Source organism: Streptomyces sp. NPDC001828 (assembly GCF_042892175.1).
Lineage (GTDB): Bacteria > Actinomycetota > Actinomycetes > Streptomycetales > Streptomycetaceae > Streptomyces.
The window spans coordinates 191,145-207,908 of record NZ_JBIATV010000002.1 but is presented as its reverse complement, the minus strand read 5'-3'; the positions used below and the strand labels follow the sequence as shown (position 1 = coordinate 207,908).

The window sequence follows — 16,764 nt, the reverse complement described above, 5'->3', positions numbered from 1 at the left end:
TGTTTTCGACCACACACCCTTCTTTCCCAGGCCGCAGGGCCCTCTCCCCCGAACACGTCAACGGAGCACAGCTCTTGCCCCGTTAGTGTGGTGGGTCTGCCATCGCCTTCGCCGGCACCGCAACGCTGGAGGTTCCTGCCGTGAACTGGTCCGCCGTCCTGGCCGACGGATCGCCGCCGCCCACACCCGCGACGCTCGAGGACGCCCAGAAGTCGGCCACCGAGGCCGCCGGGTGGGTGGAGCAGAACTGGTCGACGTGGCTGTACGTCGGATTCCGCATCCTCCTGATCATCGTCATCGCCTCGGTCCTGCGGGTCCTGGTGCGCCGGGCCCTGACCAAGCTCATAGAGCGGATGAACCGCAGCGCCCAGGCGGTCGAGGGCACCGCGCTCGGCGGCCTGCTCGTGAACGCCGAGCGGCGCCGCCAGCGCTCGGAGGCCATCGGCTCGGTCCTGCGCTCGGTGGCGTCCTTCCTCATCATGGGCACGGCCGCCCTGATGGTCCTCGGCGTCCTGAACATCGATCTGGCCCCGCTGCTCGCCTCGGCGGGCGTGGCGGGCGTGGCGATCGGTTTCGGCGCCCGCAACCTGGTCACGGACTTCCTGTCCGGCGTGTTCATGATCCTTGAGGACCAGTACGGCGTCGGCGACTCGATCGACGCGGGGGTGGCCTCCGGCGAGGTGATCGAGGTCGGCCTGCGCGTGACGAAGCTGCGGGGCGCGGACGGCGAGATCTGGTACGTCCGCAACGGTGAGATCAAGCGCATCGGCAACCTGTCCCAGGGCTGGGCGACGGCCGGGGTCGACGTGCGGGTCCGCGCCAGCGAGGACCTGGAGCGGCTGCGTGCGGTGATCAACGAGGCGACGGAGTCCATGGCGAAGGAAGAGCCGTGGAACGAGCGCCTGTGGGGCCCGGTGGAGATCCTCGGCCTCGACGAGGTGCTGCTCGACTCGATGGTGGTCCGCGTCTCGGCGAAGACCATGCCGGGCAAGGCGCTGAGCGTGGAGCGCGAGCTGCGCTGGCGGATCAAGATCGCCCTGGACGCGGCGGGCATCCGCATCGTCGGCGGCCTGCCGCTGGCGGAGGAGCCGGCCGCGACCGACCCCTCGGCCTCGGTCGCCGCCCCCTCCGCCCTGAACAACCCGACCTCCCCGCAGTCCCTGGCCACGGCCCCGATCCCGAACCCGAACCCGAATCTGTCGAAGTAGCCGCGGCGGCACGAGCGCGCCCGAGGGGGTTCCCCTCGGGCGCGCCGCTGTTCGGGGCCGAGGGCTGAACTACTCTCGCGCGCATGCCCGGACACGACGACTCCCTCGCGGTCACCCGCGACGCCTACGACGCCGCCGCCCCCGCCTACGCGCGGCTGTTCCGCGACTCACTGCGTGACAGCCCGCTTGACCGGGCCATGTTGGGCGTCTTCGCCGAGGCGGTCCGTGCGGGCGGGGGCCGGCGGGTCGCGGACCTGGGGTGCGGGCCGGGGCATGTCACCGCCCATCTGGAAGGGCTGGGGCTCGCGGCCTTCGGTGTCGACGCCTCCCCCGCGATGGTCGAGCTGGCTCAACAGGCCTACCCGGGGCTCCAGTTCGGCGTGGGGTCGATGACCGCCCTGGAGATCGCCGACGGCTCACTGGACGGCATCCTCTCCCGCTGGTCCGTCATCCACACGCCGCCCAGTGAACTCCCGCCCATCGCAAGGGAGTTCAGCCGCGTCCTGACGTCCGGCGGCCACCTCCTGATCGGCTTCTCGGCGAGCGACGACGCGTCCTGCCCGACGCAGGTCTTCGACCACGCGGTCGCGCCCGCCTACCGCTGGTGGCCCGACCACCTCTCCGCCCTGCTGCGCGCTTCCGGCCTCACCGAGGCGGCCCGCCTGGTCCGCGAGCCCCTGCCCACCGACCGGCGCCAGTTCAAGGAAGTCCACCTGCTGGCCCGCAAGGCCTAGGACCCGCGCGCAGATAACGCTTTGGTAGCCGCCCCGGCCCGGCCCATTGACGTGCCGATGACGTGCGCCCTACGTTCCTCACAACCAACAGGAAACTTTCCTAACAGTGCAGTGGGAAAGCGGGCGCCCGAAGGGCAGGTGGATCCGTCGTGGCCGGTACTACCCCGGGGACTCCGCGCGTACTCCGCGCCATGAACGACCGGGCCGCGCTCGATCTGCTCCTGGAGCACGGGCCGCTCTCACGGACCCGGATCGGCAAGCTCACCGGGCTCTCCAAGCCCACCGCCTCCCAGCTCCTCGCGCGCCTGGAGGCGGCCGGGCTGGTCGTCGCCACCGGCACGACCGAGGGACGGCCCGGGCCCAACGCCCAGCTGTACGCCGTCAACGCGACCGCCGCCCACGTGGCGGGAGTCGACGTCACGCCCGAGCGGATCCGCGCCGCCGTCGCCGATGTGGCGGGCGGCGTCGTCGGGGAGTTCGAGGTGGCGACCCCCGGGCGGCGCGCCGAGTCGGTGGTGCGGCAGGTCACCGGCGCGCTGGACGGCGCCGCCAAGGCGGCCGGGCTCGTCCGGGCCGATCTGCACCGGGTCGTGATCGGCACCCCGGGCGCCTTCGACCCCGGCACCGGACGGCTGCGCTACGCCTCCCACCTGCCGGGCTGGCACTCCCCCACCCTGCTCGACGAACTCGCCGGGGCCCTGCCGATGCCCGTCGAGTACGAGAACGACGTCAACCTCGCCGCCATCGCCGAGCAGCGCCTGGGCGCGGCCCGCGGACTCGAGGACTTCGTGCTGCTGTGGAACGAGGGCGGGCTCGGTGCCGCGCTCGTGATCGGCGGCCGGCTGCACCGCGGCTTCACCGGGGGCGCGGGCGAGGTCGGCTTCCTGCCGGTGCCGGGCGCCCCGCTCGTACGCCATGTCACCAAGGCCAACTCGGGCGGCTTCCAGGAGCTGGCCGGCGGCCAGGCGCTGCCCCGGCTCGCCCGGGAGCTCGGCGTCACCGACGTCCCCGGCGGAAACACGAACGACGTGGCCACCGCCCTGATCGCGCGCGGCGCGGAAGCCCAGGACGGCCCCGAGCGCCGGCTCCTCCAGGCCTTCGCCACCGGGCTCGCGACCGGCCTCGCCTCCCTCGTCGCCGTGCTCGACCCCGAGCTCGTCGTGCTCTCCGGCGGGCTGCTCGCCGCCGGGGGCGAGCCGCTGCGCGAGCTCGTCCAGACCGAGCTGGGCGAGCTGGCGGCCTCCCGGCCCCGGCTCGTCATCGGCGAGGTGACCCAACTGCCCGTGCTGCGCGGCGCGTTGGAGGCCGCGCTCGCCACCACGCGTGACGAGGTCTTCGACACCTCGCGCTGACCCACCCCCGCCCCGCCCGCCATCTCGCGCCGAACCGCCCCCGCCCCGCGCCGAAACCATCCCCGCCCCTCCACCGCCCTCCCCGGGAGACACCGCCATGCCCGCATTCCGCCGGAAGTCGGCCGCCGTACTGGCCGCGACCGCCTCGATAGCCCTGTTCGCCTCCGCCTGTACGGGCCAGAGCAACACCAGCGCCAAGGACGACGCGTCCAAGGACACGACGATCACCTTCTGGCACGGCTGGAGCGCGCCCAACGAGGTCAAGGCCATCCAGGCCGAGGTGGACGCCTTCCAGAGCGCCCACCCCAACATCCACGTGAAGGTCGTCGGCAACATCAACGACGACAAGATCAACCAGGCGCTGCGCGCGGGCGGCTCCAACGCCCCGGACGTGGTGTCGTCGTTCACCACGAACAACGTCGGCAAGTTCTGCTCGTCCAACGCCTTCGTCGACCTCGCCCCGTTCCTGAAGAAGGACGGCATCGACCCGGCGAAGACGTTCCCCAAGACCATGAACGAGTACACCCAGTTCCAGGGCAAGCGCTGCTCGCTGCCGCTGCTCGGCGACTCCTACGCGCTCTACTACAACAAGGACGCCTTCAAGGCGGCCGGGATCGACGCCCCGCCCACCACCTGGTCGGAGTTCGAGGCGGACGCCAAGGCGCTGACCAAGCCCAAGGGCGACTCCTACGAGCAGCTCGGCTTCATGCCGAACTACCACGCCTACGAGACGACGACCGAGCACTACCTGGCGCAGTGGTCGCCGACGTACTTCGACGCGAGCGGCAAGTCGAACATCGTCAAGGACCCGGCCTTCGAGAAGGGCCTCGCCTTCCAGAAGCAGCTCGTCGACGGCCTCGGCGGCTTCGCCAAGCTGGAGAAGTACCGCACCGCCTTCGGCGAGGAGTACGGCGACAAGAACCCGTTCAACACCGGCCAGGTCGCCATGGCGATGGACGGCGAGTGGCGCCTGGGCATGGCCCTGGACAGCAAGCCGAAGTTCGACATCGGGGTGGCGCCGCTGCCCGTTCCGGACGACCAGAGGGCCACGCACGGCAAGGGCTATCTGACCGGCACCATCGCGGGCATCGCGGCGACCTCGAAGAAGCAGAACGCGGCCTGGGAGCTGGTGAAGTTCCTGACCACCGACACGGACGCGGTGGTGAACTTCGCCAACGCCATCCACAACGTGCCCTCGACCTTCGAGGCCCTCAAGTCGCCCAAGCTGCAGGCCGACCCGCGCTTCAGGACCTTCCTGGACATCGCCCAGAACCCGAACTCCACCACCTCTCCTGCCTCCGTCAACGGCGGCCAGTACCTGGTGTCGCTGCAGAACCTCGGCTACGACGTCGAGAGCGGCAAGCAGACCGACATCAAGGCCGGTCTCGCCAAGACCGCCCAGGAGATCGACGCCGCGATCGCGCAGGCGAAGTAGCCCGCGATGAGCACCACGTACACACTGCGCTCCAAGCACCGCCGCTCGGCGCTGCGGACCCTGGCGTTCCTGTCGCCCTGGCTGATCGGCTTCTGCGTCTTCTTCGCCTATCCGCTGATCTCCACGGTCTACTTCTCCTTCACCCACTACGACGGCTTCGGCGCGGCCACCTTCGACGGCCTGAAGAACTGGTCGTACGTGTTCGGCGACTACCCGCTGTTCTGGCCGGCCCTGCGCAACACCCTGTGGCTGGTGGTCGTGATGGTCGCCTGCCGGGTGGTGTTCGGGCTCGGCGTCGGCATGCTGATCACCAAGATCAAGACTGGTGTCGGCGTCTTCCGCACGCTGTTCTACCTGCCCTACCTCGCCCCGCCGGTCGCGGCCACGCTCGGTTTCGTCTTCCTGCTCAACCCCGGTACCGGGCCGGTCAACTCGCTCCTGGGCGACCTGGGCATCCCGGCCCCGGACTGGTTCACCGACCCGTCCTGGTCCAAGCCCGCGCTCACCCTCCTCGCGGTGTGGGGCGTCGGGGACCTGATGGTCATCTTCATGGCCGCGCTGCTCGACGTGCCCAAGGAGCAGTACGAGGCCGCCGAGCTGGACGGCGCCTCGCCCTGGCAGCGGTTCCGCTACGTCACCCTGCCGAACATCTCGCCCATCGTGATGTTCGCCGTGGTCACCGGGGTCATCCAGGCGATGCAGAGCTACACCCAGCCGCTGGTGGCGGGCAAGGTCGCCTCCGGCATCGTCGGCAACTCGGGCCAGCAGTTCGAGCCCGGCTACCCCGACAAGTCCACGCTGACCCTGCCCCAGCTCGTCTACAACCTGGGCTTCCAGCGCTTCGACTACGGCTCGGCGTGCGTGGTCGCCCTTGTCCTGTTCGCCCTCTCCATGGTCTTCACGGCGCTCCTCATGAAGCGCCGCGGCGGACTGATCCAGGCAGGTGAGTGATGTGACGTACGCCCTGGAGGCCCCCGAGACCGAGGCCGTCACCCCGGCGGCCAGAACGGCCCGCCGCAAGGCCGTGCTGCAGTGGATCGCGGTGCACTCGCTCGGCGTCGCGGCCGCGCTGTTCTTCGTGCTGCCCTTCGTCTTCCTGCTGCTCACCTCGCTGATGGACGACCAGCAGACCCTGACCCGGGACCTGATCCCGCACCACTGGGCGTGGTCCAACTACCGCAAGGTGTTCGACACTCCGGGCTTCTTGACCTGGTGGAAGAACACCCTGCTGTATGCCGGACTCGGCACCGTGCTCAGTGTCGTGTCGTCGGTGCCGGTGGCCTACGCGCTCGCCAAGTTCCGCTTCCGCGGCCGCAACCTGTCGCTGATGCTGGTCATCTCGATGATGATGCTGCCGCCCCAGGTGATCATCATCCCGATGTACCTGTTCTGGGCGAAGCAGCTGGACATGGCCGGCACGCTGTGGCCGCTGATCATCCCGCTGGCGTTCGGCGACGCGTTCACCATCTTCCTGCTGCGGCAGTTCCTGATGACCATCCCCAACGAGTACCTGGACGCCGCGAAGGTCGACGGGTGCGGGGAGTTCAGAACGCTGATCAAGGTGGTGCTGCCGATGGCCCGCCCGGGCATCGCCGCCGTCGCGCTCTTCCAGTTCTTCTACGCCTGGAACGACTACTTCGGGCCGCAGATCTACGCGTCCGACACGCCGGCGTCCTGGACGCTGAGCTACGGCCTGGAGTCCTTCAAGGGCGCGCACCATACCGACTGGAACCTGACCATGGCCGCGACCGTTCTGGTCATGGCCCCCGTGATCCTCGTCTTCTTCTTCGCACAGAAGGCTTTCGTCGAGGGCGTCACACTGACCGGAGTGAAGGGCTAACCAACAATGAAGCTCGCAGTAGTGGGGGGCGGCTCGACCTACACCCCCGAACTCATCGACGGTTTCGCCCGGTTGAGGGACACGCTGCCCATCAGTGAGCTCGTCCTCGTCGACCCGGCCGCCGACCGCCTGGACCTGGTGGGCGGCCTCGCCCGGCGCATCTTCGCCAAGCAGGGGCACCCCGGGAGGATCGTCACCACCTCCGACCTGGACGCGGGCGTCGAGGGCGCGGACGCGGTGCTGCTCCAGCTGCGCGTGGGCGGCCAGGCGGCCCGCCAGCAGGACGAGACCTGGCCGCTGGAATGCGGCTGCGTGGGCCAGGAGACCACCGGCGCGGGCGGCCTCGCCAAGGCGCTGCGGACCGTGCCGGTGGTGCTCGACATCGCCGAGCGCGTCCGGCGCACCAACCCGGACGCCTGGATCGTCGACTTCACCAACCCGGTGGGCATCGTGACCCGCGCCCTGCTCCAGGCCGGGCACAAGGCGGTCGGCCTGTGCAACGTGGCCATCGGCCTCCAGCGCAAGTTCGCGGCGCTGCTCCAAGTGACGCCCGGAGAGGTCCACTTGGACCACGTCGGCCTCAACCACCTGACGTGGGAGCTGGGGGTGCGCCTGGGCGGGCCCGAGGGCGAGAACGTGCTGCCGGGGCTCCTCGCCGAGCACGGCGAGGCCATCGCCGACGACCTGCGCCTGCCCCGCCAGGTGCTCGACCGGCTCGGCGTCGTGCCGTCGTACTACCTGCGGTACTTCTACGCGCACGACGAGGTGGTGCGCGAGCTCGGCACCAAGCCGTCCCGGGCGGCCGAAGTCGCCGAGATGGAGCGGCAGTTGCTGGCGATGTACGGCGACCCGAAGCTCGACGAGAAGCCGGAGCTGCTCGCCAAGCGCGGCGGCGCCTTCTACTCGGAGGCCGCCGTCGACCTCGCGGCCTCGCTGCTCGGCAACGGGGGCAGCCCCGTGCAGGTCGTGAACACGTACAACAACGGCACGCTGCCCTTCCTCGCGGACGACGCCGTCATCGAAGTGCCGGCCCGGGTGGACGCCGCCGGCGCGGTGCCGCTGGCGGTGCCCGAACTCGACCCGCTGTACGCCGGGTTGATCGCCCACGTCACCGCCTACGAGGACCTCGCGCTCGAAGCCGCCCTGCGCGGCGGGCGCGACCGGGTGTTCCGGGCGCTGCTCGCGCACCCGCTGGTCGGGCAGTACGACTACGCCGACGGGCTCACCGACCGGCTGATCGCGCACAACCGGGAGCACCTTTCGTGGGCATGAGTGTGCTGGCGATCGACGCCGGCAACAGCAAGACCGACGTGGCACTGATCGACGCGGACGGCACGGTCCTCGGCACGGCCAGGGGCGGCGGCTTCCGGCCGCCGGTGGTCGGCGTCGAGGTGGCCCTGCGCATGCTGGCCACCACGGTGGAGGAGGCCCACCTCGCCTCCCGCGTCCCGGGGCCGCTGCGGGTCGCACACGTCTCGGCGTGCCTGGCCAACGCCGATCTGCCCGTCGAGGAGCGGGAGTTGGCGGCGGCCCTGGAGGGGCGCGGCTGGGGGGACTCGGTGCGGGTGTACAACGACACCTTCGCGATACTGCGCGCCGGGCTGCCCAGTGGCGCCGAGCCGCGCGGTGTCGCGGTGGTGTGCGGCGCGGGCATCAACTGCGTCGGCATGACCCCGGACGGGCGCACCGCCCGCTTCCCCGCGATCGGGAAGATCTCCGGCGACTGGGGCGGGGGCGGCGGGCTGGCCGAGGAGGCGCTGTTCTTCGCGGCGCGCGCCGAGGACGGCCGGGGCGCCCCGACCGCGCTCGCGGCCGCGCTGCCCGCCCACTTCGGGCTCTCCTCGATGTACGAGCTGATCGAGGCGCTGCACCTGGGGATGCTCCCGGCCGCGCGCCGCCATGAGCTCAGCCCGGTGCTCTTCGAGGTCGCGGCGGGCGGGGACGCGGTGGCGCGCTCGCTCGTCGAGCGGCAGGCCGAGGAGATCGTGGCCCTGGCCACGGTCGCCCTGGCCCGGCTCGACCTGCTCGACGTCCCGGCGCCGGTACTGCTCGGCGGCAGCGTGCTCGCGGCCCGCCACCCCCAACTCGACGACCGAGTGCACGAGTTGCTGGCCGCCAGGGCGCCCAAGGCGGAGCCGCTCGTGGTGACCACCTCGCCGGTGCTCGGCGCGGCACTGCTCGGCCTCGACCAGCTGTCGGCGCCCGCCGACACGTACACGCGGCTGCGCGCCCAGTACGCCTAGGCCGGACGGGCGGGGCCCCTGGGGAACCGTCGGGGTCGCCACCGCGTATACATGGTGGGGATGTGGCGAGGGGCGGGGGCCCCGGACACCACCCAGGGGCGGGAGCGGCAGGTAACAAGATCCAGACAACCCTGGATGGTTGTCGGTCCCTGCGGCCATACTGCCTACGCAGCGACCGAGGGGGAGGTCAGGTGGCGAATCCGCCGAACGTGCGCGAACCGGAGACGCGGGAGCCCGCGGCCCGGCCCGTGCCGCAGCCGCGGCCCGGCCCGCACCGGGCCTGGGCCGAGACGCGGGAGCGGCTGCGCGCCGCCGCGACGACCGAGCCAGGCCGCCTGTGGATCATGGGTGCGGTGGTGGCCGTCCTCGTCGTGGCCTTCGGCGGGATCACCGCGTGGCAGGTCTCGGACCGCTCGGCCGCGGCGAGCGACGTGGTGAGCCGCAGCCAGCCGCTGAGCGCGGACGCCGCCTCCATCTACCGCTCGCTCGCCGACGCCGACACGGCCGCCGCGAGCGGCTTCCTGGCGGGCGGCCAGGAGCCGCTGGACGTGCGCAAGCGGTACGACACGGACATCTCGACCGCCTCCCGCCTCCTGGTCAAGGCGGCGGCGAACACCACGGGCTCCGCCGAGTCGGCCCAGCAGATAGCCACCCTGAACGAGCAACTCCCGCTCTACAACGGCCTGGTCGAGCAGGCCCGCGCGAACAACCGGCAGGGCTTCCCGGTGGGCGGCGCCTATCTGCGCTTCGCCAACCAGAAGATGAGCACCAGCCTGCTGCCCGCCGCCCAGAAGCTGTACGAGGCCGAGACGGGCCGTCTCTACGACGACTACGACCAGGCCGACACCTGGCCGTACGCGGCGATCGCGCTCGGCCTGGTGGCGCTCGGCGGGCTCGTCTGGGTCCAGCGCCGCAACTACCTGCGCACCAACCGGGTGTTCAACCACGGACTGCTCGCCGCGACGGCGGCCTCCACGGTGGTGCTGCTCTGGCTGGTGGTGGGGCACGCGGTGGCCTCCTCGGACCTCGCGACCTCGCGGGCGCACGGCCAGGAGTCCCTGAAGGTCCTCAACGACGCCCGGATCAGCTCCCTCCAGGCCCGCGCCAACGAGAACCTGACGCTGGTGGCCCGGGGCGCGGTGCTCACCCCGGACGGCAAGGACCTGTACGAGGCGGAGTTCACCAAGGAGATGGCGTCCCTGACCGACCGGCTCGACGCCGCCAGGAGCCTCGCGGACGACACGGCGGGCAAGGCCCCCGTCGTGAACGCCGTCGGCGACATGAACGAATGGAAGAAGCGCCACACGGCGGCCCGCACGACGGACGACAAGGGCGACTACGACGGCGCGCTGACCCAGGTCCTCGGCGCGAAGGGCTCCACCGGCGAGTGCTTCGACCAGGTGGACAAGGAGCTCGACTCGGCGATCGCCCACGAGCAGCGCCAGTTCACCACGGCCGCGTCCGACGGGCACGGCGCCCTGGCGGGGCTCCCGCTGGGCGCGGCGCTCCTCGCGGTGCTCGCGGCGGCGGGCGCCGGCGTCGGCATCAGCCGCAGGCTCGCGGAGTACAGGTGAGCGGCATGGACAGCGGCGACGGACGCGCGAGCGGCGGCGCATCGGCGAGAGGGGTCGCGATGAGCGGCGCGAACGGCTCGACGGATCCGGCACTTCCCGCCGCCCCCGGCACCGGCACACCGGGCCGGGCCCCGCGTGCCGGGCGGCGCGGGGCCGGGCGGCTGCGCGGCTGGGGCGGGGTGGCCGGGATGGCCCTCGCGCTCGCGGTCGCGGCCGGCGCGCTCGTCCCGCTGACCCGGCACGGCGGCGAGGCGGCGGCGGACGTGGCGGGCCCGGGGATCGCCCGGGCCGTGCAGGCCAAGGCCGACGACTGCAAGGACCCGGAGGCGAGCCTGCCCCCGTCGTCGGCGGACGGGCCGAACATCGACGCCATCAAGCAGCGCGGCAAGCTGATCGCGGGCGTCGACCAGAACAGCTTCCGCTGGGGCTACCGCAATCCCGCGACACGCACCCTCGAAGGCTTCGACATCGACCTGGTGAAGGCGATCGCGAAGAACATCCTGGGGGACGAGAACGCGGTGATCTACCGTGCCATCCCCACCAGCCAGCGCATCCCCGCGCTCCAGAACGGCACGGTGGACGTGGTGGTGCGCACGATGACCGTCAACTGCGCCCGCATCAAGCAGGCCTCGTTCTCCACCGCGTACTTCGAGGCGGGCCAGCAGGTGCTGGCCCCCAAGACCTCCGCCATCACCGGCTTCGACGACTCCCTCAAGGGCAAGCGGGTCTGTGTGGCGGCGGGCTCCACCGCCTTCGACGCCCTCAAGGCCGACGCGCACGGCGCCGACTACCAGGACTTCACGGTCCCCAACCAGCTCGACTGCCTGGTCCGCCTCCAGCAGAACCTGGTGGACGCGGTCGTCACCGACAACGCGCTCGCCGCGGGCCAGGCCGCCCAGGACCCGGCGGTGCAGCTGAAGGGCAGCCCGTTCACCTCCGAGCACTACGGCGTCGCCGTCAAGCTCGGCAACACCGATCTGGTGCGGCGGATCAACCAGGTCCTGGTGGACTACCGCAACGGCGGGGCCAACAGCCCCTGGATGACGGCGTACCGCCAGTGGCTCGCCGCGGACCTGCCCGGCATATCGGGCCCGCCCGCACCCAAGTACCGGACGGGATGAGCCAGTTGACGGCCCAGTCCAACCAACGAGCGGAGAGGTGATCGATGGGCGCGGGATCCTCCCCCAGCTCCACCGGGGGACCCCCGGAGCCGGTCATGGACCGGGACGAGGTCGACCGTGCCCTGGCACGCCTCGTCGCCGAGCACGAGGCCGTGGAGACCTCGCTGCTCGCCCTCCAGGACCATGCCGGGCGCCGGCTCCTGGAAGGCGCGGACCTGACCGGCGTCACCAAGGAGCGCTGGGCGGCCACCGAGCAGTCGATCTCGCTGCTGTGGGCGTACTTCGACGCGTACTCGGCTGCCCTCGAAGCCACCCGTGAGCTGCGCTCCCGGCGCCGCTGGCCCGGCCGCGAGGACCTGGTGGAACTGACCGAGCGGCTGCGCGGCGAGTCCGTGACGCTCTCGGGCGCCGCCCTGCACAGCGCCCCGACGATGGCCGGCGGCCCGGCCAGGCTGACCGAACGCTTCACGCTCGCCGAGCTGGTCAACCGGATGAACGAGCTGTACGCGCGCTCGCTCGACCTGGTCGTGGCCGCCGACGCGGTGTGGTCGGCGCTGCCCGCGCGGATAGACCTGCTCGCCGCCGAGCTGCACCGCACCCGGGGCCTCGCGCACTCGGTGGGCGTACGGCCCGGCGAGCACCCCTCCGGCGACGACCTGGAGTCGATCACCGCCGAACTGACCGAGCTGCGCGCTCAGGTGATCTCCGACCCGCTGGCGTTCTGGGTGCCCGCGCCGGGCAGCTCCGCGCCAGGCGGCGGCCGCCCCGACACCGGCCGCTACGACCGGGCGGCCCGCGCCCTGGAGGACGTACGCCGGGAGATCGAGGCTGTTCTGACGGTCCGTCAGGATGCCGAGCAGCGCCTGGTGCGGCTGCGGGACGTGCTGTCCCGGGCGGACCGCACCCTGGCCGAGGCCCGCTCGGCGCGCGGCGAGGTCCTCGCGAAGATCGCGGCCAGCGAGGTGCCCGCCGTGAGCGGCCCCTCCATCGCGCTCCAGGAACAGCTGGCCGCCGCCGCCGAGTACCGCAGGCACTCCCAGTGGCACCGCCTCTCGCCGCTCCTCGAATCCCTGGAACGGGAGGCCGAGGACGAACTGCTGCGCGCCCGCGAGTCGTTGACGGCGGTCACCGCGCCGCTCGCGGTCCGCGCGGAGCTGCGCGGCAGGCTGGACGCCTACAAGGCGAAGGTCGCCCGGCACGGCATGGCCGAGGACCCGTTCCTGATCGAGCGGTACGACGCGGCGCGCCGGATGCTGTGGTCCGCGCCCTGCGATCTGCGCGTCGCCGAAGAGGCGGTGCTGCGTTACCAGCGGGCGGCCGCGGACGCCCTGGCCCCGAGAGACTCCGGGCCCGTCGACCAGAGGGGGGAATCATGAGCGAGAACACCCAGTGCCAGCGCCCCGGTTGCGCGGGTTCGTACGAGGACATGGGCGGCGGCGAGCTGTACTGCGACACCTGCGGGCTCGCCCCGGTCGTGTCGCCGACGGGCATGGTGTCCTCACCGCCGACCGGGATCACCGGCGGCGGCCACCGCTCGGCCTCGCAGTCCTCGCGCTCCTCCTCGCGCGCCTCGGCCCGCTCCTCGCGGTCCTCCACCTCGCGGCGCTCGGTCTCCGGACGCCTGTCCTCGCTGAGCGGCGCGGCCACCTCGCGGTCGGTGTCGGTGCGCAGCTCGGGCGCGGCGGCGAGCTCCTCGGCGCGCAGCCGCCTCGGCGCGGGCCTGGTGTCGGTGCCGGGGGTGCCCCGGCCCGATCCGCGCTCGGCGGTGATGGAGCGCCCGGAGGTGCCCGAGCGCAAGCGGTTCTGCTCGCGCTCGGACTGCGGTGCGCAGGTGGGCCGTTCGCGCGGGGACCGCCCCGGGCGCACCGAGGGCTTCTGCACCAAGTGCGGCCACCCGTACTCCTTCGTGCCGAAGCTGGCGACCGGCGACATCGTGCGCGGCCAGTACGAGGTGATGGGCTGCCTGGCGCACGGCGGTCTCGGCTGGGTCTACCTCGCCGTGGACCGCGCGGTCTCCGACCGCTGGGTGGTCCTCAAGGGCCTGCTGGACACCGGCGACCAGGACGCGATGGCGGCGGCGATCTCCGAGCGGCGCTTCCTCGCCGAGATCGAGCACTCCAACATCGTGCGGATCTACAACTTCGTGGAGCACCTCGACCAGCGGACCGGCTCGCTCGACGGCTACATCGTCATGGAGTACGTCGGCGGCAAGTCGCTCAAGGAGATCGCCAACGAGCGGCGCGACGCCATCGGCAAGCGCGATCCGCTGCCGGTGGAGCAGGCCTGCGCGTACGGCATCGAGGCCCTGGAGGCGCTCGGCCACCTGCACAGCCGCAACCTGCTGTACTGCGACTTCAAGGTGGACAACGCGATACAGACCGAGGACCAGCTGAAGCTGATCGACATGGGCGCGGTGCGCCGCATGGACGACGACGAGTCGGCGATCTACGGCACGGTCGGCTACCAGGCCCCCGAGGTCGCCGAGGCCGGCCCCTCGGTCGCCTCCGACCTGTACACCGTGGCCCGCACCCTGGCGGTGCTCACCTTCGACTTCCAGGGCTACACCAACGTCTACGCGGACAGCCTGCCCGACCCCGACAACATCGACGTGTTCCGCCAGTACGAGTCGTTCTACCGGTTCCTGGTGCGGGCCACCGACCCGGACCCGGCGCGCCGGTTCGCCTCCGCCCAGGAGATGGCGGAGCAGCTGACGGGTGTCCTGCGCGAGGTCGTGGCGCTCCAGACGGGCCGTCCAAGGCCCGCCCTCTCGACCCTTTTCGGCACCGAACTGCGCGTCACCGACACGAAGTTGTTCGCCGCGCAGAGCGGTGACGTCTCGCGGCTCGGGGCCCGGCAGGCGCCGGTCGGCAGACGCGCCCGCAAGGCGCTCGCGTCGGCGGCGGTACCGGCCGCGGCCCTCGCCTCCGTCCCGGCGGGCGCCCCCGCGCTGCCCGCCCTCGCGCCCCACACCCCGGGCCTGCCCCACCCGGTGACGCAGGGCGCCGTCCCGGTGCAGCGCGCCGAGGGCACGACCGGCGGTGGCCGGCCCGGCGCGCCCCTGCTCACCCCGCTCGACCCGCGCGGCACCTCGCTCGCGCTGCCGGTGCCGCACGTGGACCCGGGGGACCCCAACGCGGGGTTCCTCGCGGGCCTGATGGCGGCCGCGCCCGCCGAGCTGATCACCGCGCTGCGCTCGGCCCCGGCCGACTCCATCGAGCGCAGGCTGCGCGAGCTGCGGGCCCTGCTCGACATGGACGAGCGGGTCTCCGCGGGCCGGGCCCTCGACGCCCTGGAGGCCGACCACCCGGACGACTGGCGGGTCGTCTGGTACCGGGGCCTCGCCTCGCTCGCGGCCGGCGACAACGAGAACGCGGCGCTGTCCTTCGACGCGGTCTACGACGCGTTCCCGGGCGAGCCCGCGCCCAAGCTCGCCCTCGGGGTGTGTGCGGAGGTGCTCGGGCAGCTCGACAACGCGGCCGAGTACTACCGCCTGGTGTGGACCACCGACCCCAGCTATGTGAGCGCCGCGTTCGGCCTGGCCCGGGTGCAGCTCGCCGCCGGGGACCGCACCAGCGCCGTACGCACCCTGGAGTCGGTGCCCGAGGCCTCCATCCACTACACGGCGGCCCGGGTCGCGGCGGTGCGGGCCCGGCTGCGCAGCCGGGCCCCGCGGGACCCTCTGATCGGGGACCTGCTGGCGGCCGCGGCCCAGGTCGAGGCGCTCGACGCGTTCGGCCTGGACCCGGTGCGACGTGAACAGCTGGCGACCGAGGTCCTGGGCACCGCCCTGGACTGGGTACTGTCGGGGAGCACCGGCGCCGGGCAGGGCAGGACCGTACTGCTCGGCAGCGACGTGGACGAGCGGGGCCTGCGCTTCGGTCTGGAACGTTCGTACCGGGTGCTCGCCCGGCTCGCACAGCGTGGCGAGGAAAGGATCGACCTGGTGGAACGGGCCAACCGATTCCGCCCCCGGACCTGGGTGTGACGATGTCGCAGACGCATCAGCTCGCCGCCTGCCCCGGCTGCGAAGAGCCGCTGGAGACGGGCGACCTGTTCTGCGGGGCCTGCGGGTACGACCTGTCGGCCGTGCCCGAGCCGCCGCCGGACCATCCGACCATCGAGATGGCGTCCCCTGTGGCCGCGGCCCCGCAGCAGCCCCAACTCCCGTATCCCGTACGCACGGACGAGCCGTACGCGGCGCCGCGCGAGCCGCATGCGGAGCCGGGCGGGGCCGTGGACGAGTACCCGCTGCCCGCGCCCGACCCGCGCGCCGCCGAGCCCGACCCGGACACCCATGTGGCCCGGCCCCCGGCGCCCGGCGCCAAGGTGTGCGTGGCCTGCCGCGCCGGGCGGGTCGACGACGACGGGTACTGCGAGAACTGCGGGCACGCCCAGCCGCGTGAGCGCGACCACATGGAGCAGGAGCTCGGGGCGGTGTCCGCGGTCAGCGACCGGGGGCTGCGCCACCACCGCAACGAGGACTCCTTCGCGCTGTCCTCGACGGCCCTGCCCGACGGTTCGCCCGCCGTCGTGGCCGTCGTGTGCGACGGGGTGTCGTCGGCGACCCGTCCCGACGAGGCGTCCGCCGCCGCGGCCGCCGCCGCCAACGAGTCGCTGCTCGCCTCGCTGCCGCAGGGCACCCACCCCCAGCAGGCGATGCACGACGCGATCCTGGCCGCCGCCGAGGCCGTCAACTCCCTTGCCCAGGAGCCGGGTCGGGCCCTCCAGCACGATCAGCACCGCCATCAGAACGCCCCGGCCTGCACCCTGGTGGGGGCCATCTCGGCGGGCGGTCTGCTCGTGGTGGGCTGGGTCGGCGACAGCCGCGCGTACTGGGTGCCCGACGACCGCGCGACCGCGCCGGCCCGGCTCACCGAGGACGACTCGTGGGCCGCGCAGATGGTCGCGGCCCAGCTGATGAGCGAGGCCGACGCCTACGCGGACGAGCGGGCCCACGCCATCACCGGCTGGCTGGGCGCGGACGCCTACGAACTCGACCCGCACACCGCCTCGTTCAAGCCGGACCGCTCCGGTGTGGTGGTGGTCTGCACGGACGGCCTGTGGAACTACGCGGAGGGCGCCGAGGAGATGGCCCGGATCATTCCTCCGGACGCCGCCGAACGGCCGCTGCACAGCGCGCAGGTGCTCGTCGGGCACGCCCTGGACGGCGGGGGCCACGACAACGTAACAGTGGCCGTGCTGCCGTTCGCGGTGGAGCGGCAAGGGGCAGGATCCGCCTACAACTAGGCCCGCGTCC

General features: G+C 72.4%; 13 protein-coding genes. All 13 read left to right on the top strand.

Features of this window, described 5'->3' with window-relative positions; genetic code table 11:
* Positions 1-140 precede the first annotated feature (140 nt).
* The 13 genes from ACFYZA_RS07865 (at position 141) to ACFYZA_RS07805 (ending at position 16,754) form a co-directional block, all read left to right on the top strand.
* Entirely contained in the window at positions 141-1,208 is a 1,068-nt protein-coding gene (locus ACFYZA_RS07865; protein WP_388488388.1) for a mechanosensitive ion channel family protein, read from the top strand.
* An 83-nt stretch (positions 1,209-1,291) separates the two neighbouring features.
* Complete coding sequence (locus ACFYZA_RS07860) at positions 1,292-1,942, top strand: class I SAM-dependent methyltransferase (protein ID WP_388488387.1); 651 nt, start codon at positions 1,292-1,294, stop codon at positions 1,940-1,942.
* Positions 1,943-2,091: 149 nt separating this feature from the next.
* Complete coding sequence (locus ACFYZA_RS07855; RefSeq protein WP_382588436.1) at positions 2,092-3,294, top strand: ROK family protein; 1,203 nt, start codon at positions 2,092-2,094, stop codon at positions 3,292-3,294.
* A 97-nt stretch (positions 3,295-3,391) separates the two neighbouring features.
* Positions 3,392-4,729 carry an ABC transporter substrate-binding protein gene (locus ACFYZA_RS07850; RefSeq protein WP_388488384.1) on the top strand — a complete coding sequence of 446 codons (1,338 nt, stop codon included), beginning with the start codon at positions 3,392-3,394 and terminating at the stop codon, positions 4,727-4,729.
* A 6-nt stretch (positions 4,730-4,735) separates the two neighbouring features.
* The gene (locus ACFYZA_RS07845; RefSeq protein ID WP_388488382.1) at positions 4,736-5,680 is read left to right on the top strand and encodes a carbohydrate ABC transporter permease; all 945 of its coding nucleotides are present in this window, start codon (positions 4,736-4,738) and stop codon (positions 5,678-5,680) included.
* A 1-nt stretch (position 5,681) separates the two neighbouring features.
* On the top strand, positions 5,682-6,569 hold the full coding sequence (locus ACFYZA_RS07840; RefSeq protein WP_382588582.1) for a carbohydrate ABC transporter permease: 888 nt from the start codon (positions 5,682-5,684) through the stop codon (positions 6,567-6,569).
* 6 nt (positions 6,570-6,575) lie between these two features.
* Positions 6,576-7,841, top strand: a complete 1,266-nt coding sequence (locus ACFYZA_RS07835; protein ID WP_388488380.1) for a 6-phospho-beta-glucosidase — start codon at positions 6,576-6,578, stop codon at positions 7,839-7,841.
* Positions 7,838-8,812: an N-acetylglucosamine kinase gene (locus ACFYZA_RS07830; protein ID WP_388488378.1), complete on the top strand. Its 975-nt coding sequence runs from the start codon at positions 7,838-7,840 to the stop codon at positions 8,810-8,812. The genes ACFYZA_RS07835 and ACFYZA_RS07830 overlap by 4 nt, the downstream gene beginning before the upstream one ends.
* Positions 8,813-9,003: 191 nt before the next feature.
* On the top strand, positions 9,004-10,386 hold the full coding sequence (locus ACFYZA_RS07825) for a hypothetical protein (RefSeq protein WP_388488375.1): 1,383 nt from the start codon (positions 9,004-9,006) through the stop codon (positions 10,384-10,386).
* A gap of 188 nt (positions 10,387-10,574) precedes the next feature.
* Positions 10,575-11,507, top strand: coding sequence for a glutamate ABC transporter substrate-binding protein (locus tag ACFYZA_RS07820; protein ID WP_382588580.1), 933 nt, complete (start codon positions 10,575-10,577; stop codon positions 11,505-11,507).
* A 95-nt stretch (positions 11,508-11,602) separates the two neighbouring features.
* A complete protein-coding gene (locus tag ACFYZA_RS07815) occupies positions 11,603-12,883 on the top strand; it encodes a hypothetical protein (protein WP_382588425.1) in 1,281 nt (426 codons plus the stop codon).
* Positions 12,880-15,492 (top strand): tetratricopeptide repeat protein, encoded by a 2,613-nt coding sequence (locus ACFYZA_RS07810; RefSeq protein WP_388488372.1) that lies wholly within the window; start codon positions 12,880-12,882, stop codon positions 15,490-15,492. The genes ACFYZA_RS07815 and ACFYZA_RS07810 overlap by 4 nt, the downstream gene beginning before the upstream one ends.
* Positions 15,489-16,754, top strand: a complete 1,266-nt coding sequence (locus tag ACFYZA_RS07805; RefSeq protein ID WP_388488369.1) for a protein phosphatase 2C domain-containing protein — start codon at positions 15,489-15,491, stop codon at positions 16,752-16,754. The genes ACFYZA_RS07810 and ACFYZA_RS07805 overlap by 4 nt, the downstream gene beginning before the upstream one ends.
* The last annotated feature ends 10 nt before the right edge of the window (positions 16,755-16,764 follow it).

Bases quoted from the DNA above. Each gene is read 5' to 3' on its own strand.
- ACFYZA_RS07860 (WP_388488387.1), top strand. From the start codon at position 1,292: ATGCCCGGACACGACGACTCCCTCGCGGTCACCCGCGACGCCTACGAC.
- ACFYZA_RS07850 (WP_388488384.1), top strand. From the start codon at position 3,392: ATGCCCGCATTCCGCCGGAAGTCGGCCGCCGTACTGGCCGCGACCGCC.
- ACFYZA_RS07845 (WP_388488382.1), top strand. From the start codon at position 4,736: ATGAGCACCACGTACACACTGCGCTCCAAGCACCGCCGCTCGGCGCTG.
- ACFYZA_RS07835 (WP_388488380.1), top strand. From the start codon at position 6,576: ATGAAGCTCGCAGTAGTGGGGGGCGGCTCGACCTACACCCCCGAACTC.
- ACFYZA_RS07830 (WP_388488378.1), top strand. From the start codon at position 7,838: ATGAGTGTGCTGGCGATCGACGCCGGCAACAGCAAGACCGACGTGGCA.
- ACFYZA_RS07820 (WP_382588580.1), top strand. From the start codon at position 10,575: ATGGCCCTCGCGCTCGCGGTCGCGGCCGGCGCGCTCGTCCCGCTGACC.
- ACFYZA_RS07815 (WP_382588425.1), top strand. From the start codon at position 11,603: ATGGACCGGGACGAGGTCGACCGTGCCCTGGCACGCCTCGTCGCCGAG.
- ACFYZA_RS07810 (WP_388488372.1), top strand. From the start codon at position 12,880: ATGAGCGAGAACACCCAGTGCCAGCGCCCCGGTTGCGCGGGTTCGTAC.